17 protein-coding genes and 1 pseudogene are annotated in these 20,357 nt (G+C 45.5%); 8 read left to right on the top strand and 10 right to left on the bottom strand.

Going from position 1 to position 20,357, the window contains the following annotated elements; translation table 11 throughout:
• Window position 1: 1 nt before the first annotated feature.
• The 8 genes and pseudogenes from AC566Q_RS18310 (at window position 2) to AC566Q_RS18275 (ending at window position 11,694) form a co-directional block, all read left to right on the top strand.
• On the top strand, window positions 2–1,348 hold the full coding sequence (locus tag AC566Q_RS18310) for a TolC family protein (protein WP_499609175.1): 1,347 nt from the start codon (window positions 2–4) through the stop codon (window positions 1,346–1,348).
• A gap of 13 nt (window positions 1,349–1,361) precedes the next feature.
• On the top strand, window positions 1,362–2,669 hold the full coding sequence (locus AC566Q_RS18305; RefSeq protein WP_168477369.1) for an efflux RND transporter periplasmic adaptor subunit: 1,308 nt from the start codon (window positions 1,362–1,364) through the stop codon (window positions 2,667–2,669).
• 15 nt (window positions 2,670–2,684) lie between these two features.
• Window positions 2,685–5,888, top strand: a complete 3,204-nt coding sequence (locus tag AC566Q_RS18300) for an efflux RND transporter permease subunit (RefSeq protein ID WP_071980020.1) — start codon at window positions 2,685–2,687, stop codon at window positions 5,886–5,888.
• A 120-nt stretch (window positions 5,889–6,008) separates the two neighbouring features.
• Window positions 6,009–6,329 (top strand): annotated as a pseudogene (locus tag AC566Q_RS18295) (efflux RND transporter permease subunit); the annotation flags it as partial.
• A gap of 678 nt (window positions 6,330–7,007) precedes the next feature.
• Complete coding sequence (locus AC566Q_RS18290; protein WP_071980017.1) at window positions 7,008–8,393, top strand: SMEK domain-containing protein; 1,386 nt, start codon at window positions 7,008–7,010, stop codon at window positions 8,391–8,393.
• Window positions 8,394–8,396: 3 nt separating this feature from the next.
• The gene (locus tag AC566Q_RS18285; protein ID WP_289622245.1) at window positions 8,397–9,815 is read left to right on the top strand and encodes an argonaute/piwi family protein; all 1,419 of its coding nucleotides are present in this window, start codon (window positions 8,397–8,399) and stop codon (window positions 9,813–9,815) included.
• 103 nt (window positions 9,816–9,918) lie between these two features.
• Window positions 9,919–11,157, top strand: coding sequence for a tyrosine-type recombinase/integrase (locus AC566Q_RS18280; RefSeq protein ID WP_071980015.1), 1,239 nt, complete (start codon window positions 9,919–9,921; stop codon window positions 11,155–11,157).
• 24 nt (window positions 11,158–11,181) lie between these two features.
• The gene (locus AC566Q_RS18275) at window positions 11,182–11,694 is read left to right on the top strand and encodes a hypothetical protein (RefSeq protein ID WP_499609167.1); all 513 of its coding nucleotides are present in this window, start codon (window positions 11,182–11,184) and stop codon (window positions 11,692–11,694) included.
• A gap of 10 nt (window positions 11,695–11,704) precedes the next feature.
• On the opposite strand, the gene AC566Q_RS18270 is transcribed toward AC566Q_RS18275, so the two are convergent.
• The 10 genes from AC566Q_RS18270 to merR form a co-directional block, all read right to left on the bottom strand.
• On the bottom strand, window positions 11,705–14,692 hold the full coding sequence (locus AC566Q_RS18270) for a Tn3 family transposase (RefSeq protein WP_273105602.1): 2,988 nt from the start codon (window positions 14,690–14,692) through the stop codon (window positions 11,705–11,707).
• 116 nt (window positions 14,693–14,808) lie between these two features.
• Window positions 14,809–15,375: a hypothetical protein gene (locus AC566Q_RS18265; protein WP_040133153.1), complete on the bottom strand. Its 567-nt coding sequence runs from the start codon at window positions 15,373–15,375 to the stop codon at window positions 14,809–14,811.
• Window positions 15,372–15,767, bottom strand: coding sequence for a hypothetical protein (locus AC566Q_RS18260; protein WP_040133152.1), 396 nt, complete (start codon window positions 15,765–15,767; stop codon window positions 15,372–15,374). Before AC566Q_RS18260 ends, AC566Q_RS18265 begins: the two co-directional genes overlap by 4 nt.
• Window positions 15,768–15,790: 23 nt before the next feature.
• A complete protein-coding gene (locus AC566Q_RS18255) occupies window positions 15,791–16,225 on the bottom strand; it encodes a MerR family transcriptional regulator (protein ID WP_011711644.1) in 435 nt (144 codons plus the stop codon).
• A 19-nt stretch (window positions 16,226–16,244) separates the two neighbouring features.
• Window positions 16,245–17,045 (bottom strand): putative bifunctional diguanylate cyclase/phosphodiesterase, encoded by an 801-nt coding sequence (locus tag AC566Q_RS18250; RefSeq protein ID WP_020833625.1) that lies wholly within the window; start codon window positions 17,043–17,045, stop codon window positions 16,245–16,247.
• Between the two features lie 11 nt (window positions 17,046–17,056).
• Window positions 17,057–18,724 (bottom strand): mercury(II) reductase, encoded by a 1,668-nt coding sequence (gene merA / locus AC566Q_RS18245; protein WP_020833624.1) that lies wholly within the window; start codon window positions 18,722–18,724, stop codon window positions 17,057–17,059.
• Window positions 18,725–18,761: 37 nt separating this feature from the next.
• Window positions 18,762–19,181, bottom strand: coding sequence for an organomercurial transporter MerC (gene merC / locus AC566Q_RS18240; protein WP_007642843.1), 420 nt, complete (start codon window positions 19,179–19,181; stop codon window positions 18,762–18,764).
• Between the two features lie 3 nt (window positions 19,182–19,184).
• Window positions 19,185–19,460: a mercury resistance system periplasmic binding protein MerP gene (gene merP, locus AC566Q_RS18235; RefSeq protein ID WP_011711647.1), complete on the bottom strand. Its 276-nt coding sequence runs from the start codon at window positions 19,458–19,460 to the stop codon at window positions 19,185–19,187.
• Window positions 19,461–19,515: 55 nt separating this feature from the next.
• Complete coding sequence (locus tag AC566Q_RS18230; RefSeq protein WP_007642845.1) at window positions 19,516–19,863, bottom strand: mercuric transporter MerT family protein; 348 nt, start codon at window positions 19,861–19,863, stop codon at window positions 19,516–19,518.
• A 93-nt stretch (window positions 19,864–19,956) separates the two neighbouring features.
• On the bottom strand, window positions 19,957–20,343 hold the full coding sequence (gene merR, locus AC566Q_RS18225; RefSeq protein WP_040133151.1) for a mercury resistance transcriptional regulator MerR: 387 nt from the start codon (window positions 20,341–20,343) through the stop codon (window positions 19,957–19,959).
• Window positions 20,344–20,357: the final 14 nt, after the last annotated feature.

Below are 20,357 nucleotides of genomic sequence, written 5' to 3'. Positions count from 1 at the left end.
TATGAATCTCACTCATTTTATTGGGCGTGACCTGCATGTCAGGCCGCCACTGCTATCTGCGTCTTTTAAGCGTATTCAAACAACAAAAGCCACATCATTGAGACGGCTTAGCTTACTTACATTTAATGGCACCAAACTGCTGTGCACTTGCTTATTGTTTGTACCGATTTTTGCTCATGCGCAAAATCAGAACTGGGAAAGTTGGTTCTCTTCACAGATAAACAAACATCCCGATATTGTCGCGGCCAAAGAACAATTGTTAAGCACAGGTGCGCTCGCTGATGCTTCTGAACGAGCCCTTTATAACCCTGAATTGTCAACTGACTATACGCGTAATGGCGATAACAATGACTACAGCGTGGGTGTTGAACAGACAATCGACCTTTGGGACAGGCAAGGCGCAAGGCGACAAAAAGCGGGTTTTATGCGCACTGCTGCACAAGCTCAATACCAAGAAGTCGTTTTAAACAAATCAGCTGATGCTATTGATGCATTAATCAATTGGCGTGCAGCAAGAAGTGCCGCTGTAATTGCAAAATCACAACAACAGCAACTTAATTCGTTACTTGAATTGGTCGAAATACGTCAAGCGGCTGGTGATCTAGGGAGTATCGATGCAGAGCTTACCTTTTTGTCGTTATCGAAACAATTTGCTCAAGTGGCGGGAGCAGAGGCTCAACTTCAAATGGCCGAAGCAATGGTGCGGGAGTTACTTCCTGATTGGGAGCCAGAGCGAGGGATTATACCCGACGACTTTTGGCCTTCTAATGCTACATATCCGTCTGATGAAGAATTACTAAAACACCCAAAAGTAGCAAGCGCTTATGCGCAATGGCTCACGCAAAAAGAAGAAGCAGAAGTCACTAGACGTAGTGCAAAAGCAAATCCTACTTTTGGTATTAATGCAGGGCGGGAAGAACGAGAAAACACCGTTGGGCTGACCTTTTCCATACCGTTAAACATTCGCAACAATTACAGTGCAGAAACTCGCGCCGCAGAACGCATGGCGTTAGAAACTGAAGCACGTTTTAGAGCGCAGTATCGGAAACTTCGTTTCGATTTACAAGGAGCGTTTGGCGCGTGGCAGAGCTACAACCTACAGTTTACGCAATGGCAATCATTGGTAAAGGGTCGCATCGAGAGTAGTGGTGATTTGTTAGAGAAGCAGTGGCGCAGTGGCGATTTATCAACGACTAACTACCTTATTGCACTGAATCAACGCGCAGAAAGTTTACTGTCTGGCATAGAGCTCGAAAAGCAAACGCGCATAGCATTAAAAAATCTCATGCTGCAATCAGGTCGTCTTATCGACTTGCCCCCAGTTCAACACGATTTCTCAATTGAGTAACAGGATTAACAAAATGAATAAAACAGTATTAGCAGTTTTCATCGCCACATTTGTCGGCGCTGCACCAAGTTTCGCACAAAAGTCTGATCAACAGCATGCTCACAATGAAACGGTAACAAGCATCGATAAAAGCATAAAAGATAAACATGACGAACATACTGATGATGGTCATGAAGAACATGAACTACAAGATGGTCAAAAGCTTGATGAGCACGGAGGCGAGGGTGCCGATGAACATGATGATCACGAAAGCGAACATGCTCATGATAAAGGTGAAAACGAGGATAAAGATGATGAAGAGCATGATGAAACTGCTTCTGCATCGTTAGACTCCAATCAAATGGCATTAGCCAACATTAAAGTAAGCACACTAAGCCCCAAAATTGTCAATTATACTTTGTATGCACCGGGTGAAATATTTTCAAACGGCTATAGCAGCTATAGAGTATCACCCAGAGTGGCATCCGTTGTCACGCGTCGTCATGTGGCATTGGGAGACAGGGTAAATAAAGGCCAAGTGCTTGTCACGCTTTTTAGCGAAACCGTTGCGCAAGCACAAGCCAATTACCGAACAACATATCCAGAATGGGAAAGAGTAAAAGGACTTGGTCGAAAAACTGTTGGAGAGCAGCGCTACATTGATGCAAAAGCTAATTTTGAAGCGGCTAGTGCAGTATTAATCTCATATGGTTTATCCGATGCAGATTTGAAAACGCTCACCTCACAGCAATCAATAACATTAGGAGAATATCGCTTACGTGCTGAAATTGATGGCGCGGTACTCAGTGACTCGTTTGAACAAGGTCAGCGTATTGATGCGGGAGAACCGTTGATCTCGTTGGCAGATGAAAGTGAACTTTGGGTAGAAGCGCATCTACCATCGAATATTAACCTGCGGTTAGGTGCAGGTTCTCCGGCACAAATCAAAGTGGGAGACTTCACAGTTGATGCAACGGTTACACAAGAGGCACATACCATTGACCCAATTACTCGAACGAGAACGGTTCGGCTATTAGTGAGCAACCCTGAACATCGTTTGCATCCTGGTCAATTTGCCGAGGTGTATTTCCGTTTTCTGACAAAAATGCCGGTAATGGCTGTTTCAGAAAGTGCGCTAATGCGAGGGCCCGATGGAGACTGGATGGTATTTGTAGAAGATCATCCCGGCGAGTTTTTACCCGTCGAAGTTGAACTTGGAAGAGCGCTTGGTGGCTTGCGGGAAATAACCGGTGTAGAGCCGGGTTCTCGCGTAGTAAGCGAAGGTGCTTTTTTTGTCGCTTCACAAATCGCTAAAGGCGGTTTTGACCCACACAACCACTAATTAGGAGGAGTCTTTATGTTTAATAAATTAATTGATTGGGCTGTTACTAATCGTTTGTTAGTGGTGATTGCTCTGACAACGTTAATAGTCAGCGCGGTTTTTGTTATTCCAAAACTGAATTTGGATGCATTTCCAGATGTCACCAACGTGCAAGTATCTGTCAATACAGAAGCACCGGGGTTAGCTGCCGAAGAAGTAGAGCAGTTAATTACTTATCCAATAGAAGCGGTGATGTATGCCTTACCGGATGTGATGGAAGTGCGCTCTATTTCCAAAACAGGTCTTTCAGGTGTGACCGTTGTGTTTAGCGAGGACACAGATATCTATTTTGCACGTCAATTGGTATTCGAGCGTCTGCAAGCGGCTAAAGAGTTAATTCCCGAGGGCGTCGGTACGCCAGAAATGGGACCCAACACATCAGGATTGGGGCAAGTGTATCAGTATCTATTGTTGGCTGAGCCCGATTCAGGCCTAGACGCTATGGCGTTGCGTAGTTTAAATGATTGGGTGGTGAAATTGCTGCTGCTTCCTGCCGATGGCGTAACGGATGTGCTCTCTTTTGGTGGGGAAGTACGCCAATACCAAGTTAACCTCAATCCATCTCAATTACTTGGATATGGCTTGACTCAAGATATAGTGATGGAAGCACTTGAGCGGAATAATACCAATGTGGGGGGGTGGTATATGAACCGAGGGCAGGAGCAACTTGTGATAAGAGGCACTGGCTGGTTAGATCATGGCGAGGAAGGGTTAGAGCAATTACGTCAGGTACCTTTAAAAACCGTAGACGGAACAACGATTACTGTATCCGATGTGGCGAACGTTGAGTTAGGTAGCGAAATTCGTCAGGGTGCTGCCACCATGACCAGAAAAGACGCCGACGGTAACATTCAAAACTTAGGTGAAGTCGTCTCAGGCATTGTACTTAAGCGCATGGGAGCTAACACGAAAGCCACAATTGATGGCGTCAATGCTCGTATTCAGCGAATTAACCAAGCATTGCCTGATGGCGTGAGTTTTGAAGTATTCTACGATCAAGCTGACTTAATTACTCAAGCCGTGGATACGGTTGTAAATGCGCTAATGTTAGCGTTCGTATTTATTATTGTTATTCTAGCTTTATTTTTGATGAATCTACGAGCCACGTTTTTAGTCCTGATTTCGATCCCTATTTCTATTGGTATTGCCTTAATGGTCATGTCGTGGTTTGGACTTTCTGCCAACCTTATGTCGCTTGGGGGCATTGCAGTGGCAATCGGCATGCTAGTAGATGGCTCAGTGGTAATGGTTGAAAACATGTTTAAACACTTGACTCACACTGATGCTGAGCATGATCACAAGAGACAATTGGGTGAACATGTTGAAGATGATGATCCATTAGACTCGTCCCATGATACGCACGGTATCGCTTTGCGATTACAAGAAGCGGGCAAGGAGGTAGCCCGGCCTATCTTCTTCGCAACAGCCATAATCCTTGTGGTATTCATGCCTTTGTTTAGCTTTGAAGGCGTTGAAGCAAAATTATTTCAACCAATGGCTATTAGTATTATGTTGGCCATGCTTTCGGCGGTATTAGTTGCACTGATTATTGTACCGGCATTGGCGACGTATCTATTTAAAAAAGGCGTGAAACCACGAGAAAGCGTTGTGTTGAAACCTTTAGACGCGGGGTATCGCAAAGGGCTATCGTGGGCAATTTTGCATAAAAAAGTAGTGATTGGAATTGCTGCAATTATGGTAGTCGCTGCTGGTGTAGTGCTTCCTCGGCTTGGCACAGAGTTTGTACCAGAACTGGAAGAGGGCACCATTAACTTGCGTGTTACTTTAGCGCCTTCATCTAGTTTAGATACTGCCCTAGAGGTCTCCCCTAAGCTTGAGAATATATTAATGGGGTTTCCAGAAGTCACCTATACATTGTCGCGTATCGGTCGCGCCGAAATAGGAGGCGATCCTGAGCCTGTAAACAATATCGAAATTTATATCGGGTTAAAGCCAGTGCCTGAATGGACAAGTGCAAGTAACCGCTATGAACTGCAAGCGTTAATGGAAGAAAAAATGGAGCAACATCCGGGTTTGCTCTTCAATTTTTCTCAACCTATCGCGACAAGAGTGGACGAGTTGTTATCGGGTGTAAGAGCTCAACTTGCCATTAAATTATTTGGACCTGATCTTGACATCTTGGCTGAAAAAGGCCAAGCCATTGAAGCTTTAGTAAAAGAAGTTGAAGGTGCAAGAGATGTTGCTATGGAGCAAATTGCCGGTGAATCTCAACTGATTGTGACACCGAATCGCCGCGCTCTGTCGCGCTATGGGTTGGCCGTGGGTGATGTAATGGAGCTCGTAAGCGAAGGTTTAGGTGGAGCCAGCGCTGGCCAAATCATCAATGGTAATGAGCGCTATGATATTTATGTCAGGCTTGCTGAACAATTTCGAAATAACAGTCAAACGATAGCCGACTTGCGCTTACAAACTCCGTCAGGTGCATGGGTTCGTTTAGGAGATGTTGCAGAAGTGACGATTGCTTCTGGTCCACCGCAAGTCAGACGTGATGACGTACAGAGGCGAGTTGTTATCCAGGCAAATGTTCAAGGTCGAGACATGGGTAGCGTGGTGGCAGATATTCGTCAATCTATTGATGAGCAGCTAGCACTGCCTACTGGCTATTCAGTGGATATTGGCGGGCAATTTGAGAATCAACAACGGGCGCAGAAACGATTATCACTAGTTGTGCCGCTTTCGTTGGGCTTAATTGCATTACTACTGTACTTTGCTTTTGCTTCGTTTGGTCAGGCAATGCTGATCCTCGTGAATGTGCCTCTAGCTGTGATAGGCGGAGTATTTTCACTTTGGTTATCAGGGCAATATCTTTCTGTACCGAGCTCCGTAGGTTTTATTACCTTATTTGGAGTGGCGGTCCTAAATGGGGTGGTGATGGTAGAAAGCATCAATCAGCGCATTGCAGACGGATTATCAGTATCTGACGCTGTATTCGATGGTGCTACATCAAGACTTCGGCCAGTGTTGATGACGGCGATTACATCTGCGCTAGGGCTAATTCCAATGTTAATGTCTAACGGCGTGGGTGCTGAAATCCAAAAACCGTTAGCAAGTGTTATTGTAGGCGGCTTAGTAACCGCGACATTTTTGACGCTCTTTGTACTGCCTGTGCTTTTTGCCTGGTTTTCAAAAGGGAAGTTAAAAGATATGACAAGAGCATAATCTTAATTTGAGCTGGCCTGTTGCATGCGATAAGCATCGATAGGCTAGCATCAAACCTTATAGGAGTAGATATGAAAAACTATCAAAGGCTACCAAAAAATATTACATCTCTTTTTTACATTGTCTATATCCGCTGGAGTAGGTTTCACAGCGCTATCTGCTATTGCGGCGTTATACGGGCTGGTGATGATTTCGTTTATTAAACAGCAGTTGGAGGAAACAGATGATTTGATCGAATCGATTGTAGAAGGTGCAATCACTAGATTTCGCCCTGTGTTGATGACAGCGCTCGTTGCGAACTTGGGTTTTATTCACATGGAGTTAAATGTGGGTACGGGTACTGAAGTTCAAACGCCTCTGGCGACAGTGGCCATCGGTAGATCAACCTTACTAACCCCTTTTGTGATGCCAGTGCTGTATCGAATGAATGGCTCATGCTAAAAAAATGAAATAGTCAGGAAACCTCGGGGCGTCAAGACGCGAGGCTCTTTTGCAATCAATGACTTAATCTCTTCAAAGGACAGTAAATTATGAAAAAATCATATACATTGAAAAGATGGGCACTCCTAATAGTCCTGACGATGTCTGTCGTGGCTTGCAGCAGCTCACTTAGAGAAACAGAAATAGTAAACTTACCTAATGACCCAGTTACTATTCTTAGTGTGAATGTTAACCAAAGTGGAGATAGCTGGAACGTATGGGGTGAGCTACAGTCAATCACCCACAGTACAATGCGAAATGTTCGCATACGGATATCAGTCATTTCAGATGATGGAAAGGTAATTCAGCAAAAGTATGCAGAATACAGAAGGAGAATAAGCACCGATAGACATCGTAGAATAAGACCAACGAACAAAGCTATTTTCAACGTTACATTTGAATCAATACCCGAAAATGCGAGGGTGATTGCTGAACATGTGACCAGCCAATAATAGTTACAGTACTAATCTGTCTGAGCAGTTACAAGCAGTGTAGTACATTCGCTGCAATAACATTGATAGGTTTATGTATTTTTACTGTTTGTATTGTTTCTAAACAAAAAGGTAAATTAAGCTTGATTTATACAAACAAGCGCCAATGTATACTGTATATAAAATCAGGCTTATATCAAGGATCAACATGGATGCATTAACTGTCGAAAACGAATTACGCGAAGCCGTATCAAGAATAGTTAGTCAGGTTGAGCTCGCAAGTAAGCAGGGTAGGCTTGATATTAACTTAGCGATGGAAGATGCATTTATACCCATTCTCAAAGAGTTGTTTCACTTGCAAAAGTTACACAATCTAAATGCGAAGCAGAAAAATTACCCTGGTATAGATCTAGGGGATGAGTATGATCGAGTAGCATTTCAGGTAACCGCAACTACAGATCTCGAAAAAGTTAAAAAAACGCTATCCATTTTCGTTGATAAAAACTATCAATCCAACTTTGATGAGCTCTTTATTCTGATGCTTGTGGGCAAACAGAAAAGCTACTCACAACAGGCTATTGATAAAATAACGGGAGAGAAATTTAATTTCATTGCAAAAACACATATTATTGATTGCGGCGACATTTTATCAAAAGTAACAGAATTAAGAGTTACTGCCCAACGTCGGATCCTGCACGAATTCAAACTTATTCTTGGAGAAATTGATGTTTATTTAGCGCTTCGCGAACCAAAAACCGATGTTCCAGTCGTGTTCACGTCAAATATTGCGCCAATTACTTTCCCATCTAAGGTTTTTATTGCTGAAACTACAATAGTCAAAAAGGATGTGCTTTCGCGAGCAAAAAGTGAACTTGAATATAAGGGCAGGAAGTCAGATATGCACATGTGCATTCGTCTTGCTTTAGAACTTGAAGGCTCTAAGTTTACGGGGTGGGCTTTTCATGATGGTAAGATATTCACGTTCGAAGATTTCGAAGTCCAATCCGCGCTGAAGTCTCTAATTGATGTTGGAACTATCGAAGAAGTCGATAGCGATGAGCTATATAACTCAGAATATGTAGAATATGAAAATGTCTTTAAGTCGCTTCTTCAAGGGCAAATACGGGAGCAGCTCATACACCATAATGTCAACTTTGATATGTATGAAAAGCAATTCTATTTTAATAAAGAGGACGAAAAGCAAACACACAGGAAAGAAACATGGAAAGGTATGAAAACAGCTCATAGAACAGTTTTTGAACGTGTAGATAGTAAGAAAGAACCCGGTAGTCTTGCACACTATAAACACCTAAGCTTCCAATTAAGGTTTATTCATACGATGGGTCAGTACCATACCCTGATCGTACCGAGTTGGCTTTATACCTATAACTCTTATCGTCGCATCCGTTTTCACGACAAGTTGGTAACGAAGCAAAAAAGGCTTGAAAACAATCAAGCAGTGAGAAATCTGACCCGGTTTATTGCTTTTTTTCTCTCTCAAATGACACATCAGGAAATTAAGTTCGGTTCGCTTATTCAGCTTGTCCCAGAAAACATCACCGAAGAATTGATTGATATCGATGAGGAGGAATAAACAGTGAAGGTTACCGTAATTGAAGAGCCGCTTTTAGAGTTCGGTAAAGGAACACATATTTGTCCACGTAATGGAATCGAACGAATGGGTGTTTATGATACTAAAGATGAACTTAGACGCTCAGAGCTAAGACTCGGAATAGTAGGAAGGGGGGAGGGCGTAGATAAACTCGACGTTTGGTTGGACTTATGTCGCAGCGGTATTGTCGGCAAGGAAAGTGAGCTATCAAACCTGTTTAAAGGTTTTGGTGGTGTTTCGGCTGACTATGGTTTTTTCACGCGACTATTATCTTCACCAGGATTCACGCGCGCGCTTCAAAAATCTTCAATTGTTAAAGTTAGTCGTATTAAAACTAGAGAAGAAAGAGTCGTGGCAGCAGTAAACTTGTACTACGAACAAGTCCAGTTTCTTGCAGAGAATAGAGCAATTGACGTCATTATTTGCGTTATACCAGAAGAACTATTCCTATCATTAACGCAAAAAGATGCTGGTTCGAAAAAAGACACCGGATCAGTCGAACAGTATATGGAACATGACTTTAGACGTTTACTAAAGGCGAAATGCATGCACCTTGGCATACCTTTGCAACTTGTGCTCGAAAGTACGCTATTGACAGGGAAAGCGAATAGAGGGAATCAGGACGATGCGACTCGCGCGTGGAATTTTGCAACGGCTTTGTACTATAAAGGTAATAAAACAGTTCCATGGAGGCTAAAAGAAGAGCGCTTTAAACCGAAGAGTTGTTATGTTGGAATTGGATTTTATAAGAGTAGAGATGGTGAAACTATATCAACAAGTTTAGCTCAAGTATTTGATGAGTTTGGTCACGGGGTAATCTTACGCGGGACACCTGTTGTCATCGATAAAAATGATAAGCGTCCGTTTATGTCAGAAGAACAAGCTTATGATTTATTAAGCTCAGCGTTATCTGAATACGATAAAGCCCTTATGCAAATGCCTGCCAGAATTGTTATTCATAAAACGTCAAAATTTCGAGAAACTGAAATCAGGGGGTTTTGTCGTGTTTTAGAAGAGAAAGGCGTTCGTTCTAAGGACTTTGTTTCTATCACTAATACGGATATTAGATTGTTTAGTCAGACTAGTTATCCACCCAAGAGAGGCACATTGCTCTCAATAAATGAAAGTGAAGGCGTTTTGTATACACGCGGCACAATCGATTTTTATCAAACTTATCCTGGAGCTTACGTACCAAATCCGCTAAAAATAGATGTTTATGAAAACGATTCGTCTTTAGAGGAGTTGTCTGAGGAAGTATTGGGTTTAACTAAGATGAATTGGAATAACACACAACTAGATGGCAGATTGCCTATTACTCTTGAGTGTGCAAAAAAGGTTGGGGATATAATGAAATACGTGGATTTAGGTGAAAAGCCTCAAGTCAGTTACAGTTTTTATATGTAGATTTGTTGCATTACCACCATTATGTCTAATACTGTTCAGTATTAGACATAGGGTGCAGGATTAAGTTATAATGTTTGCATCTTAACTAACAATCACAACACACTTGGCCATCACTAAACCCACACCGTTGTTTCCCACGTATACTGAGCTAGCAGAGCTCAGTTTGTCTGACTATCCACAGCTAAGTTCATTCTTAGACAATCAACCGACATGGATGAGACAGCACTGGGACTGGGCGAAAGAATACCTTTTATATATTGGTCGCAACAAATCACAACACACGTACGTGCGTTTTCGAAATGACATCGAAAAGTTCCTATTGTGGGTCTTTATGGTAGATAAGCAGCCAGTAGATGATTTACGTAAAGCAGATATTTTGCGATACATTGATTTCTGTGTGGCGCCACCGGTTAAATGGATAAGCACCCAGCTCCATGACCGATTTCGCCTCAATAACGGTTACTTTGCTTCAAACCTTAAGTGGACGCCGTTCAGGCAAACGCCGCCGAAATACGATAAAGACAGAGTGCTCGATCCGAAAAAGTACCAACCCTCATTGCAGACCCTCGAATCTACCTTTGTGGCATTAAGCTCTTTTTACCGCCATCTCATCGATGAAGAAATTTGTTTCGGCAATCCTATTCCATTGGCAAAACGAGACTGTAAGTACTTGATAAAAGACAGTCAGGTAAAGACGATAAGTCGATTAACTGAGCAGCAATGGCAATATCTCTTGGATACTGCCGTTGAGATGGCGGATAGTGATCCGCTTTTGGAGCGTAGTTTATTTACTATTGCTACCATGAAAACCCTATTTCTGAGGCTTTCAGAACTCTCGGAGCGCAATGATTGGACGCCCTTGATGAGTCATTTTTGGACAGATGAGGGCAACAACTGGTGGTTTAAGGCCTATGGAAAAGGTAAAAAGATAAGAGATATCACGGTACCACCGGGTTATCTTACGTTTTTGAAACGCTATAGAAAATGGCGTGGACTATCACCTTTACCGTCCAAAGGTGAGCAAACCGTTCTGGTTGAAAAAATAAGAGGCCGCGGTGGTTTAACAGGTCGTCAAATTTCGAGGCTTATTCAGAGCGTGTTCGACGCTGCATTTGACAAAATGAAGTCAGAACAAGGATTAGAATCCGCTCAGAAATTAAATGAAGCCACCACACATTATCTGCGTCATACCGGTGCAAGCATGGAGATAGAGCGTGATAGACCGCTAAAGGATCTATCAGAAGATCTGGGCCATTCTAGCAGTGCGACAACCGATACGGTGTATGTGCAGGTTGAGCGAAAAAAGCGTGCCTCATCTGGCAAAGATAGAAAAGTCGAGTAGCTAATGCGAAAGAGAACGTGCTACATGTGCGATGCCTTAGCGACAACGAAGGAGCATATTCCTCCAAAAGCATTGTTTCCAAAACAAAAAGATGTGCTCAGTGAAATCAGTCTACGCAAAGATTTAATAACGGTACCATCCTGTGAGAAACACAATAATAGTAAGAGTAGAGACGATGAGTATTTAGTGTTTTGTCTATCTACGTGCTTTCATGGAAATGACATAAAAGAGCAGCTGTTTAATACCAAGATCATGCGAGCAATTGACCGGCGGCCTGACACATACTCGAACTTTTTAGATAACTATCAACGTGTAATGCTAAAACATCCCGATGGAAAAGTAGAACACACTGCGGCGTATTCAATCGACCTAAGACGTTTTGACAGCGTGTTATCGCACATAGCATGTGGATTATATTACCATCACACTCAAAGTAAGTGGGAAGGTGCCACGCTTGTTATAAGCAATGAATTACGTGATTTTGAGGTCCGGCCGGTAAAAGCGTTGAATTTAGCCACTTCTAACGTAACCGATTGAATATTATGAATTAATCAACCAGCAGTTCAAAAGTCATGGGCTTAACCTGCTTGGTTAGATCCAGCTCAAAACTTCCTAGCCGCCCCAAATGCTCGGTATGATACGGTGAGAATTCGGCCATAATGTCGCGGGTAATATTGTACCCTTCCGACTTCAATTGATTGAACACTTCGGTCATCGCGTTTACGTTGTATAAGATCGCGAAGTTGGCCAGCAAATGATTGTATTTAACGATTTTGCTTTGTTCGTGTCTCAAGTTTGCAGGAATTTTCCCGCCATTAGCAAAAAACAACCACCGGGCAAACTCATTGAACTCTTCGCTCTTACAGGTCGCTGCCTGGATTGTTTTGCGCAGATCAACGTCGGTAATGTATTCCAGCAAAAACATGGTTCTGACCACGCGCCCGAGTTCACGGAACGCAAAGTACAGCTTGTTTTTCCGGTTCTTGGTGCCGAACCGGCGCAGGATTGTCGAAGCGGTGATTTTCCCTGCTTTAACTGACATGGCCGTTCGCATCATATCCGCATAGTGCTTTTCAATGAGATCCCACTTGATCGGCTCCTTGAACAAAGACTGAATATGCTTGAGTACCATGGAGCGATCAGGCTTATAAAAGCTGAGATCTTTGATATTTCGGATACGGGGCATGAGCTTTATGCCCAGCAAGTACGCCAGGCCAAAGACGGGTGTGGATTGCGCCTGTGTATCGCCGTGAACGGTGTCCGGATTAAAATCAGATTCATCGTTGAGTAGGCCGTCCAAGATATAAATCGCCTCGTAGACACCGCAGGGAATAAACCGGCTGAACAATGCAATATAGGTGTCCGAGACGTGGTAATAGGCAATGCCGCCATAGCTGCCATACCGAATATGGTATTCAGATAGCAAATTATCTTCGTAGAGATCCCAAAGCTTTCCATCAGCGGACACACTGCTGCCTGATCCCCAACACTCAATGAGCCGGTATTTCTTATACTCGCTATTGATCTTCGCAATAGCTTTATCGAGACGCGCTTCCGTCGTGCGTTTTAAGTTAAGCCAGGCGACTTGCTTGCGAGAAACGCCCTGCACAGATCGCACGGTTTCGGTGGGACCAATGTTGGTACCGTAACAAAACACGGTCAGGACAAAACGTAACTCCGGGTCGCTGATACGTGATTCGAAGCCCGACAACGGGCCAAAATGTTTATTCAGGTTCAGCCACTTTTCGACATTGATAATCACATCAAGCAGGTTGATTTTGTCCAACCGATCGCGCAAAAGCGCTCCAATTTCTTCGACTTCAGGTAAGGGTTGATCAGGCTTTGGTTTACCGATAATCAGATTCCCGTTTTCAATACGAACCAGTTCGTCCTCCGGGAATTGGCTGTCAGCTTTCCGGCAGCTCGTTTCCATGGACTTCTTCAGCGTTGTTGTAAATTCAGTATCACCGGCGACGAGCCCTACCTCCTCGCAATAGGTAGGCAACTGCGCTTCGTATTCTTCCCAGGTGATCATCTGCTCCCGGTAATCATCGAAGGTTTCACTGTAGGGAATGAACAAGTCACCGGTACTTAGTTCTTCAGCGATCCGTTCAAACACACACAGCTCAAAACAGGTTTTATTAACCTCCGACACCTGTGCTGATTTGGTTGATTTTCCCGTGACTAATTTCCACCAGCTTTCGCGAATCCAGCGAATATTAATGACATTTCTGGAAGAGGGATCGTTCGGATCGCTTTGAATTGACAGGAACTCCGTGCGACGCTTTTTGTGCGTCAAAATAAACTGGAACGCATTGAGCAAGTCCTTGTCTTCCGTGGCCGATGCCAGGTTGAGTATTTCAATCGTACGAAACAAGGTGGATCGTTGCTTTTTATAGAGTCGAACCATAAACGGCAAATAGTTGTTGCCTGCGAATGCCATATATTGTTCGCACATTTGCATTAGCTGATCACTGTTCTTTCCCAGTATCGGATCAAAAGCTGCCACCGAATCGGGTTTATCAAGATACACCTTGACCGTCCCAGACAACACAGAAATCAAATGATCGGTTTGCTTTTGATGGTCTGCAAGGTACTTCTCCAACAGCTTCTGCGCCGAGCGATCCATTTTTAACAACATCTTGATAAAAATATCGGCGGCGTTATCCAGTGTTTGTGCGTATTGGTGCCGGATTAAAACGATGACGAGTGCGAGTCGCTTGTTCAGCTTTAGTTTCATCAATTCGGCGTAATCCAGGGCCTTGGCCTCGTTGATAAACTGCTGGTGTTTAACTGGCGGCAACCCCAAATCCGTGGGCAAAAGTGTTTGCAGGGATGTAAGCCATTCCAGGTATTGGATGTACGCATGGATATTGCGAGGGGTCGGGCGTTTGGGTTCATTTTTCAGCGTGCTCCAACCAAAACCATTCAGTCCTGTGCTAGATCGAAGAATATCGTTGATGCATTGGCGACTTTCAGACTCTAAAAAGCCACACAATTGATCGTAATACCGAGTGTTGACTTCGGCCCTGGCCGCCTGACATATCCGCTCAAGTACACTGAACGCCGGTAACTCGTATCGCTCTTTGACCAAATATTCCAACGTGACATTGATGATATCCGGTAATGCTTCTTTGGTAGTCGCTGCCTCAAGTGCCCAAATCTGTGCCAATTCAGAGGTCTTGGCCGCATCGTAGGCTTTTATATTAAGATGGCGCCGAATCAGCTTTACGTGACGATCCTTCGCGCCCGATGTGTAATAGGTTTGGAGATCCTTCAGTGTCACCCGCGAACGGCACTGATTTTTAATGTGCGTGATGATCACCTTTGGTATTTCACCCAGGTTTACGAACCGGCCCAATCGCTGCGTGATTTTTAGCTGAATCAGGAGCCCCAAAAAGGATGCGCTGGTTCGTTTACAGTGACGCAGTGCAAACTTCTGATCTTCCGGCGTAGGTGTATAGACATCCCCTAACTCATCTTCGGTGATATCAGATTTAATTCGTGGATAAGCTGTCTGATAGATAGCGGCCATCGACTTAAATTTTCTCTGATAGATGCATTATTGTGTAAAAGCATCGCGTTAAAGTTATCAGGTTTCTAGTCGTCATTTGGATATGCCTAGATTAGTCGCAAGTGGCTTTCATTGCTTTATTCCTTGTGATGGCCTGCCATTACGTCGCCTGAATTGAGATGCCAAGCATTTTGAACAATCGCAAACAACAGTAATACCAACGCCAACAGCAACAGTTCGGTTTGATACACATTGACCGCATACTGAATTTTGAGACCCATACCAGAAACAGCGGAAGGAAACAAAATGGCGATAAAACTTAAGATGGTCGGCAGCAGCGGGGTACAACACAACAGGGGGCTTACAATCCCGATAACTATGCCGCCCGCCGCTGGTGCCGTTCTGCAATGGGTCTTCTTGCGTATCAGTTGAACCCATAAATTGATGAGAACGCTCTCCAGCGTTGCGAACAAAAACGCAAATAGCGCGATTCTCAGATTAAGATGTGCAAAAGAACGCAAGCCAATATCGGAACCCAGTTCATGCGCTGGCAGGACTACCAAGTGGACGACCAGCACCAGACTAAAGAGGATCGCGGTACGCCGTTTTGAGTGAGAATCCTGAACCGGCGATTGAAATGCATACACTACAAGTGACCAGAGGCGTTTTATAGAGTTTGTAGCGCGCTTCACTATCGCATTCATTCTTCTTTGCCGTTTGTCGCAACTTTGTAAGTTCCCCAGAACATCTCCGGTAACACGCAAACCAGTGGTGTACCGATCAGTAAAAAGAGTCCTAATCCGTTAAAGGTGAGCCATTGTATCCACTGCATCCCAATGCCTAATGCCAACATGGCGGAACCCAGAAAAAATGGCCCGCTGAAAAAACAATGCATTCGCCCACATTGACGCGCATTTCTTAAACAGGCATATCCCATCCAACTTAAAGCGATCGCCCAGATACTGCCGGTCATCCACGGTGCAAGTTGCATCATGCCGGTAATCACTATGAGTATCGCTGGCAATACCCAGGTGAGAATAAATCGGCCTTTATTGGCTACCCAGTCGTGGGGGCCGGTTTCACATTTTTCTGACATCGTATACTCCTTTGTTATGGCGATCAGGCCAGTTGGCGCAGCTCCGACAGCTGTGAATCCAATGCCTGCAAGTAAGCCTGGCGTTCATCAATTTTGGTTTGCAGTTCGCGCATGGCGGCTTCACAGGCTTGCTGGTCGCCTTCGTTGATGGCGTAGAGCAAGGGTTTTATATCCAGGATCAGCAGGCCCGCCGCACGCGCTGCGCGAATGAAGCGCAGCCGGTTTAAAGCGCATTGATTGTATAAACCGAAACCACCCGCGGAATGCTCTGGGCAAAGTACCAAATTTTCCAAGACGTAATTCCTGACGGTATGCACTGTGGTTTGCGCGGCTTTCGCCAGTTGCGAGATCGTCAGGGGAAATTCGAGTGCCTGCCCATCGGCATCCATGAATGCCGCAAAGTCGGGGATCACCTCAAAGTATCGTGACACATCTTTTGACACGGCGGCTTTTGACATGGGTTTGTCTCCGTTCGTTTCAAACACTGCGGCCTGGCCACAACGCTTCAGTCGTTTCGGCATCGGCTGGCCGCGCCAGCCGATAGCCCTGTAATACATCACAGCCAAGCTTCTCTAAAAGTTGTTGTTGAGTGGCCGTCTCAACCCCTTCCGCGACGATGGATAAATTCAGGTTATGGCCAAGGGTGATGACGCTTTCGGTAATGGCGCGATCCTTTGGCTCGGTTGTCATATGCGTGACAAAGGTTTTGTCGATTTTTAGGCGGGTCACTGGGCAGCATTGCAAGCGTGCCAGCGACGAACTCCCGGTACCAAAATCGTCGATGGACAGGCGAATGCCCAGCGCCTGGCAGCGATGCAGGTTTTCGATCAGGATTGGCGTATCCTCCAGGGCCAGTGTTTCGGTTAATTCCAGTTCCAATGCCGGAGCAGGCAGTCCCGTATCACGCAATATCCTGGCAAGGTCTTCGACAAAGTCAGGTTGGTGGATTTGTAAGGCAGAGACGTTGACCGCGATGATACCCTCGGGTAAACCGCGTTGACGCCAATGCATCATCTGTTGACAGGCCGCCCGTAAGACAAACGCGCCCAGTTCCAGAATTAATCCGCTTTGTTCGGCAACGGGAATAAAGGTGTCTGACTGGATCAATCCTTCAGTTGGATGTTGCCAGCGAATGAGCGTTTCAGCGCCTTCCCAGCATTGGTGTTGAACATCCCATAGAGGCTGGTAAAAAGGAACGAATTCACCCTTGTTCAATCCATCCGCCAACGCATTGACCGTTGGGGCTGTCAGTGAATGCGTGGCGGGTGCCGTTCCCATACTGCCCTCTCTTATCCTGCACAACAGGACAGTTCTTTGACATCCTTGTTAAAGGTTTGCGCGCAGAGCTTCAAACCTTCCACCATGGTGAGGTAAGGGAAAAGCTGGTCGGCTAATTCCGTCACCGTCATACGGTTGCGGATGGCTAAAGCCGCACTCTGGATCAGTTCGCCGCCTTCGTGAGCCAGGATCTGCGCGCCTAGCAACAACCCCGTTTCCTTCTCTGTGACCAGTTTGATAAAACCGTCGGTTTCAAAGTTGGCTAACGCACGTGGGACATTTTCCATACCCAGTACGCGGCTGTCGGTCTCAATATCCTGAGCCCTGGCTTGCTCCTCGGTCAGTCCGACGGTAGCCACCTGTGGATCGGTAAAGATCACGGCGGGCATGGTGGACAGATCCAGTTTGGCGTCGCCGCCCGTCATATTGATACCAGCACGGCTACCGGCGGCCGCGGCGACATAGACAAATTGCGGCATGTTAGAGCAGTCACCGGCAGCGTAAATACCAGCAACATTGGTTTCCATGCGTTCGTTAACAACGATTTCGCCCTTTTTGTTGGTGGTGACACCCACCGCGTCCAGATTGAGTTGGCTGGTATTGGCGTGTCGCCCGGTGCTTACCAGCAAACGATCACAACTGAGCTCGCCTGCATTAGTGTTCAGGGTGAATTGATTTCCATCGTGGGTCACTTGGGTGGCTTGCGTGTTGTTTAAAACTCGAATGCCTTCTTTTTCAAAACAGCCTGCCAGTTTTTCACCGATTATGGGGTCTTCACTGTAAAGTAGTGAGTGTCTTGCCAACACGGTGACTTCACTGCCCAATCGTCGGTAAGCCTGGGCAATTTCTAGCGCCACGACCGATGAACCAATCACCACCAGGTGCTGCGGCAATTCCTCGGCAAACAGCGCTTCGGTAGAGGTCCAGTAAGGCGTTTCGGCCAGCCCCTCGATGGGAGGAATGGTTGGCGTGGAGCCAGTGGCGATCAGGATTTTATCAGCAAAGATTTCCTGCTCAGTGCCATCATTTTTTCTGACTATCAGGGTGTTTGCATTTTTAAATTGCGCCCAACCTTTAAGTAAACTAAGCGCAGGATTTGTCTCTAGAATATTCTGATACTTTGCAGCGCGCAGCTCTTCGACTCGAGCGGTCTGCTGCTGAGCCAACAAGGCTCGACTCAATTGGGGCGCATGATTTTCCAGTCCGGCAAAGGGATTATTGCGTTGCTGCTGTGCCAATTGAGCGGCGCGGATCAAAATTTTTGAGGGTACGCAGCCGACATTCACGCAACAGCCGCCAATCACATCGGCTCCCTCAATAAGAGTGACCTTGGCACCACCTTCAGCGGCTTTGATAGCACAGGCAAAAGCGCCGGAACCCGTACCGATAATCGCCACATGTTGAGTTCGGTTGCTTTCTGTGTTGCTGGTATTTTCGTTGTCACAGTAGGCGTTCGGTGCTGTGTTTTCCGCTAAGGGGTTTTCTTTTGCGGTATAACCCAGGGCTTCAATCGCTCCAATGAGATCGGTTACGCTGACCCCACCGTTTGTGGTGATCGTTGCGCTGGCGTTTTCATAAGATATTTCAACCTTATTCACGCCTTCGATCGCATCGAGCGCTTCTTTAACGTGAGCGACGCAACTTGGACAGGTCATCCCTTCTATCGATAGTAAGATCATTCGTTTTCCTCAAATAGTAGTCAGGCATTGCGTCGTGTTAAACAGCACAGCTGTCATCATCACAGCGTTTATTCGCGGGTGAAAAAATATCCCAAAGCGATACGGCAACCATCAGGCCTAACGCTGAATAGGTGACATAGCTGCTCCAGCCGTATTGGAAAAACGGATAGAGCGATAACAGCAATAAAATGGGGCCGACCACACCCAGCGCACTACGGTGCCATTGCCGGTGGCTGAACCAGCCAAGTCCGTTGAGTACCAGGGCAATCCAGGCAAACAACGGTAACAGGGTATTAACAAACAAACCTTCCCATTGGCTGAGAAAACCCAACCCGACCGCAGCGCCCAGGCTGGCGATGGCCGGGAAACACATGGCGCATCCCATAGCAGAAACCAGCGCGCCCAATGAGCTAATCTTATCGCCGAAACGGGTCAGTAACTGTATTAGCATTTCCATGCTTTACTCCTTGAGCGTTGATGGATAACCCGCATTAGTGGTGGCTTCGGTCAGTGCTTTTACTGTGGTTTTTTCGTCGTCGAATGTGACAACTGCCAATTTGGTTTCAAAGGTGACTTCAGCTTTACTCACACCCTCAACATTTTTTAAGGCATTTTTGACCGTAAAGGGGCAGGTCACACAGTTCATGGTTGGAACTTCCAAAGTAACTGTTTTCGGCGCAGCAAAAGCGGTCAGGCTGGTCAAGGCTAGCAAAGACAACAAGGCAATTTTCTTCATCATTTTCTCCAGTAACGTATTAAGTCATTAATAAAAGTGAGCGGTAAGAAAGTATTCAGGCAAACCAGACAATCCAATAATTGCTGGTGACTAGCACCAACGCAGTCAGTGCCGTTAACCAAAAGATCACCTGCCGGCGTTTTCGCACTTGAGGAACTGCACAGGCGGTGCCTGGCTCACAGTCCTCAACGGGGCGATAGACCTTCCAGCCTGCGAAGCCAAATAAGGCTAAAACCAGCAGGATAAAAATGGGACGATAAGGTTCTAACAAGGTTAAATTACCAATCCAGGAGCCACTCACGCCTAGCAGCAACAACACGAAAGGACCAGCGCAGCACAGGCCAGCGCCAACAGCCGCGATAACGCCGCCAATAATAGGTAGATTGGATTCTTTCTGTGACACGACTTACTCCTCTGATTTCAGTGTATGGAGCAAGTGTAATCTCCGTACCGATGTACGGAGTCAAACGTTTTTGTGATGCCCGTGTAAAACTAATTAAGGTTGCAGGGAGTCGATAATGGGACAATGTGAGTCATCGTTATTACTCTGACATTGCGTCAATAATGCCTTGAGTGCGCTTTCGAGCCGCTTCAGATCGGCAATTTTTTCCATGACGGCGCTGAGTTTATACTCGGCCAGCTCCTGCACCTGAGCACATGGGCGGTCATTCAAGCTTAGCAGGTTGGCGATCTCTTCCAGGGTAAACCCCAATTCTTGCGCCCGCTTAATGAACCGGATGCGATTAACCGTTTCATCGGGATAATGGCGGTAGCCCAACTCGGGTTTTGGCGGTTGCTCTATTAATCCACGACGCTCATAGAAGCGAACGGTTTCTATATTGATAGCCAGTTCTTTGGCAACTTTACTGATAGTTCTTGTCATGTTCATATCTCTTT

The organism is Alteromonas sp. H02 (assembly GCF_059682525.1).
The sequence above is the reverse complement of the archived record's forward strand: the minus strand, read 5'-3'. Positions and strand labels throughout refer to the sequence as shown.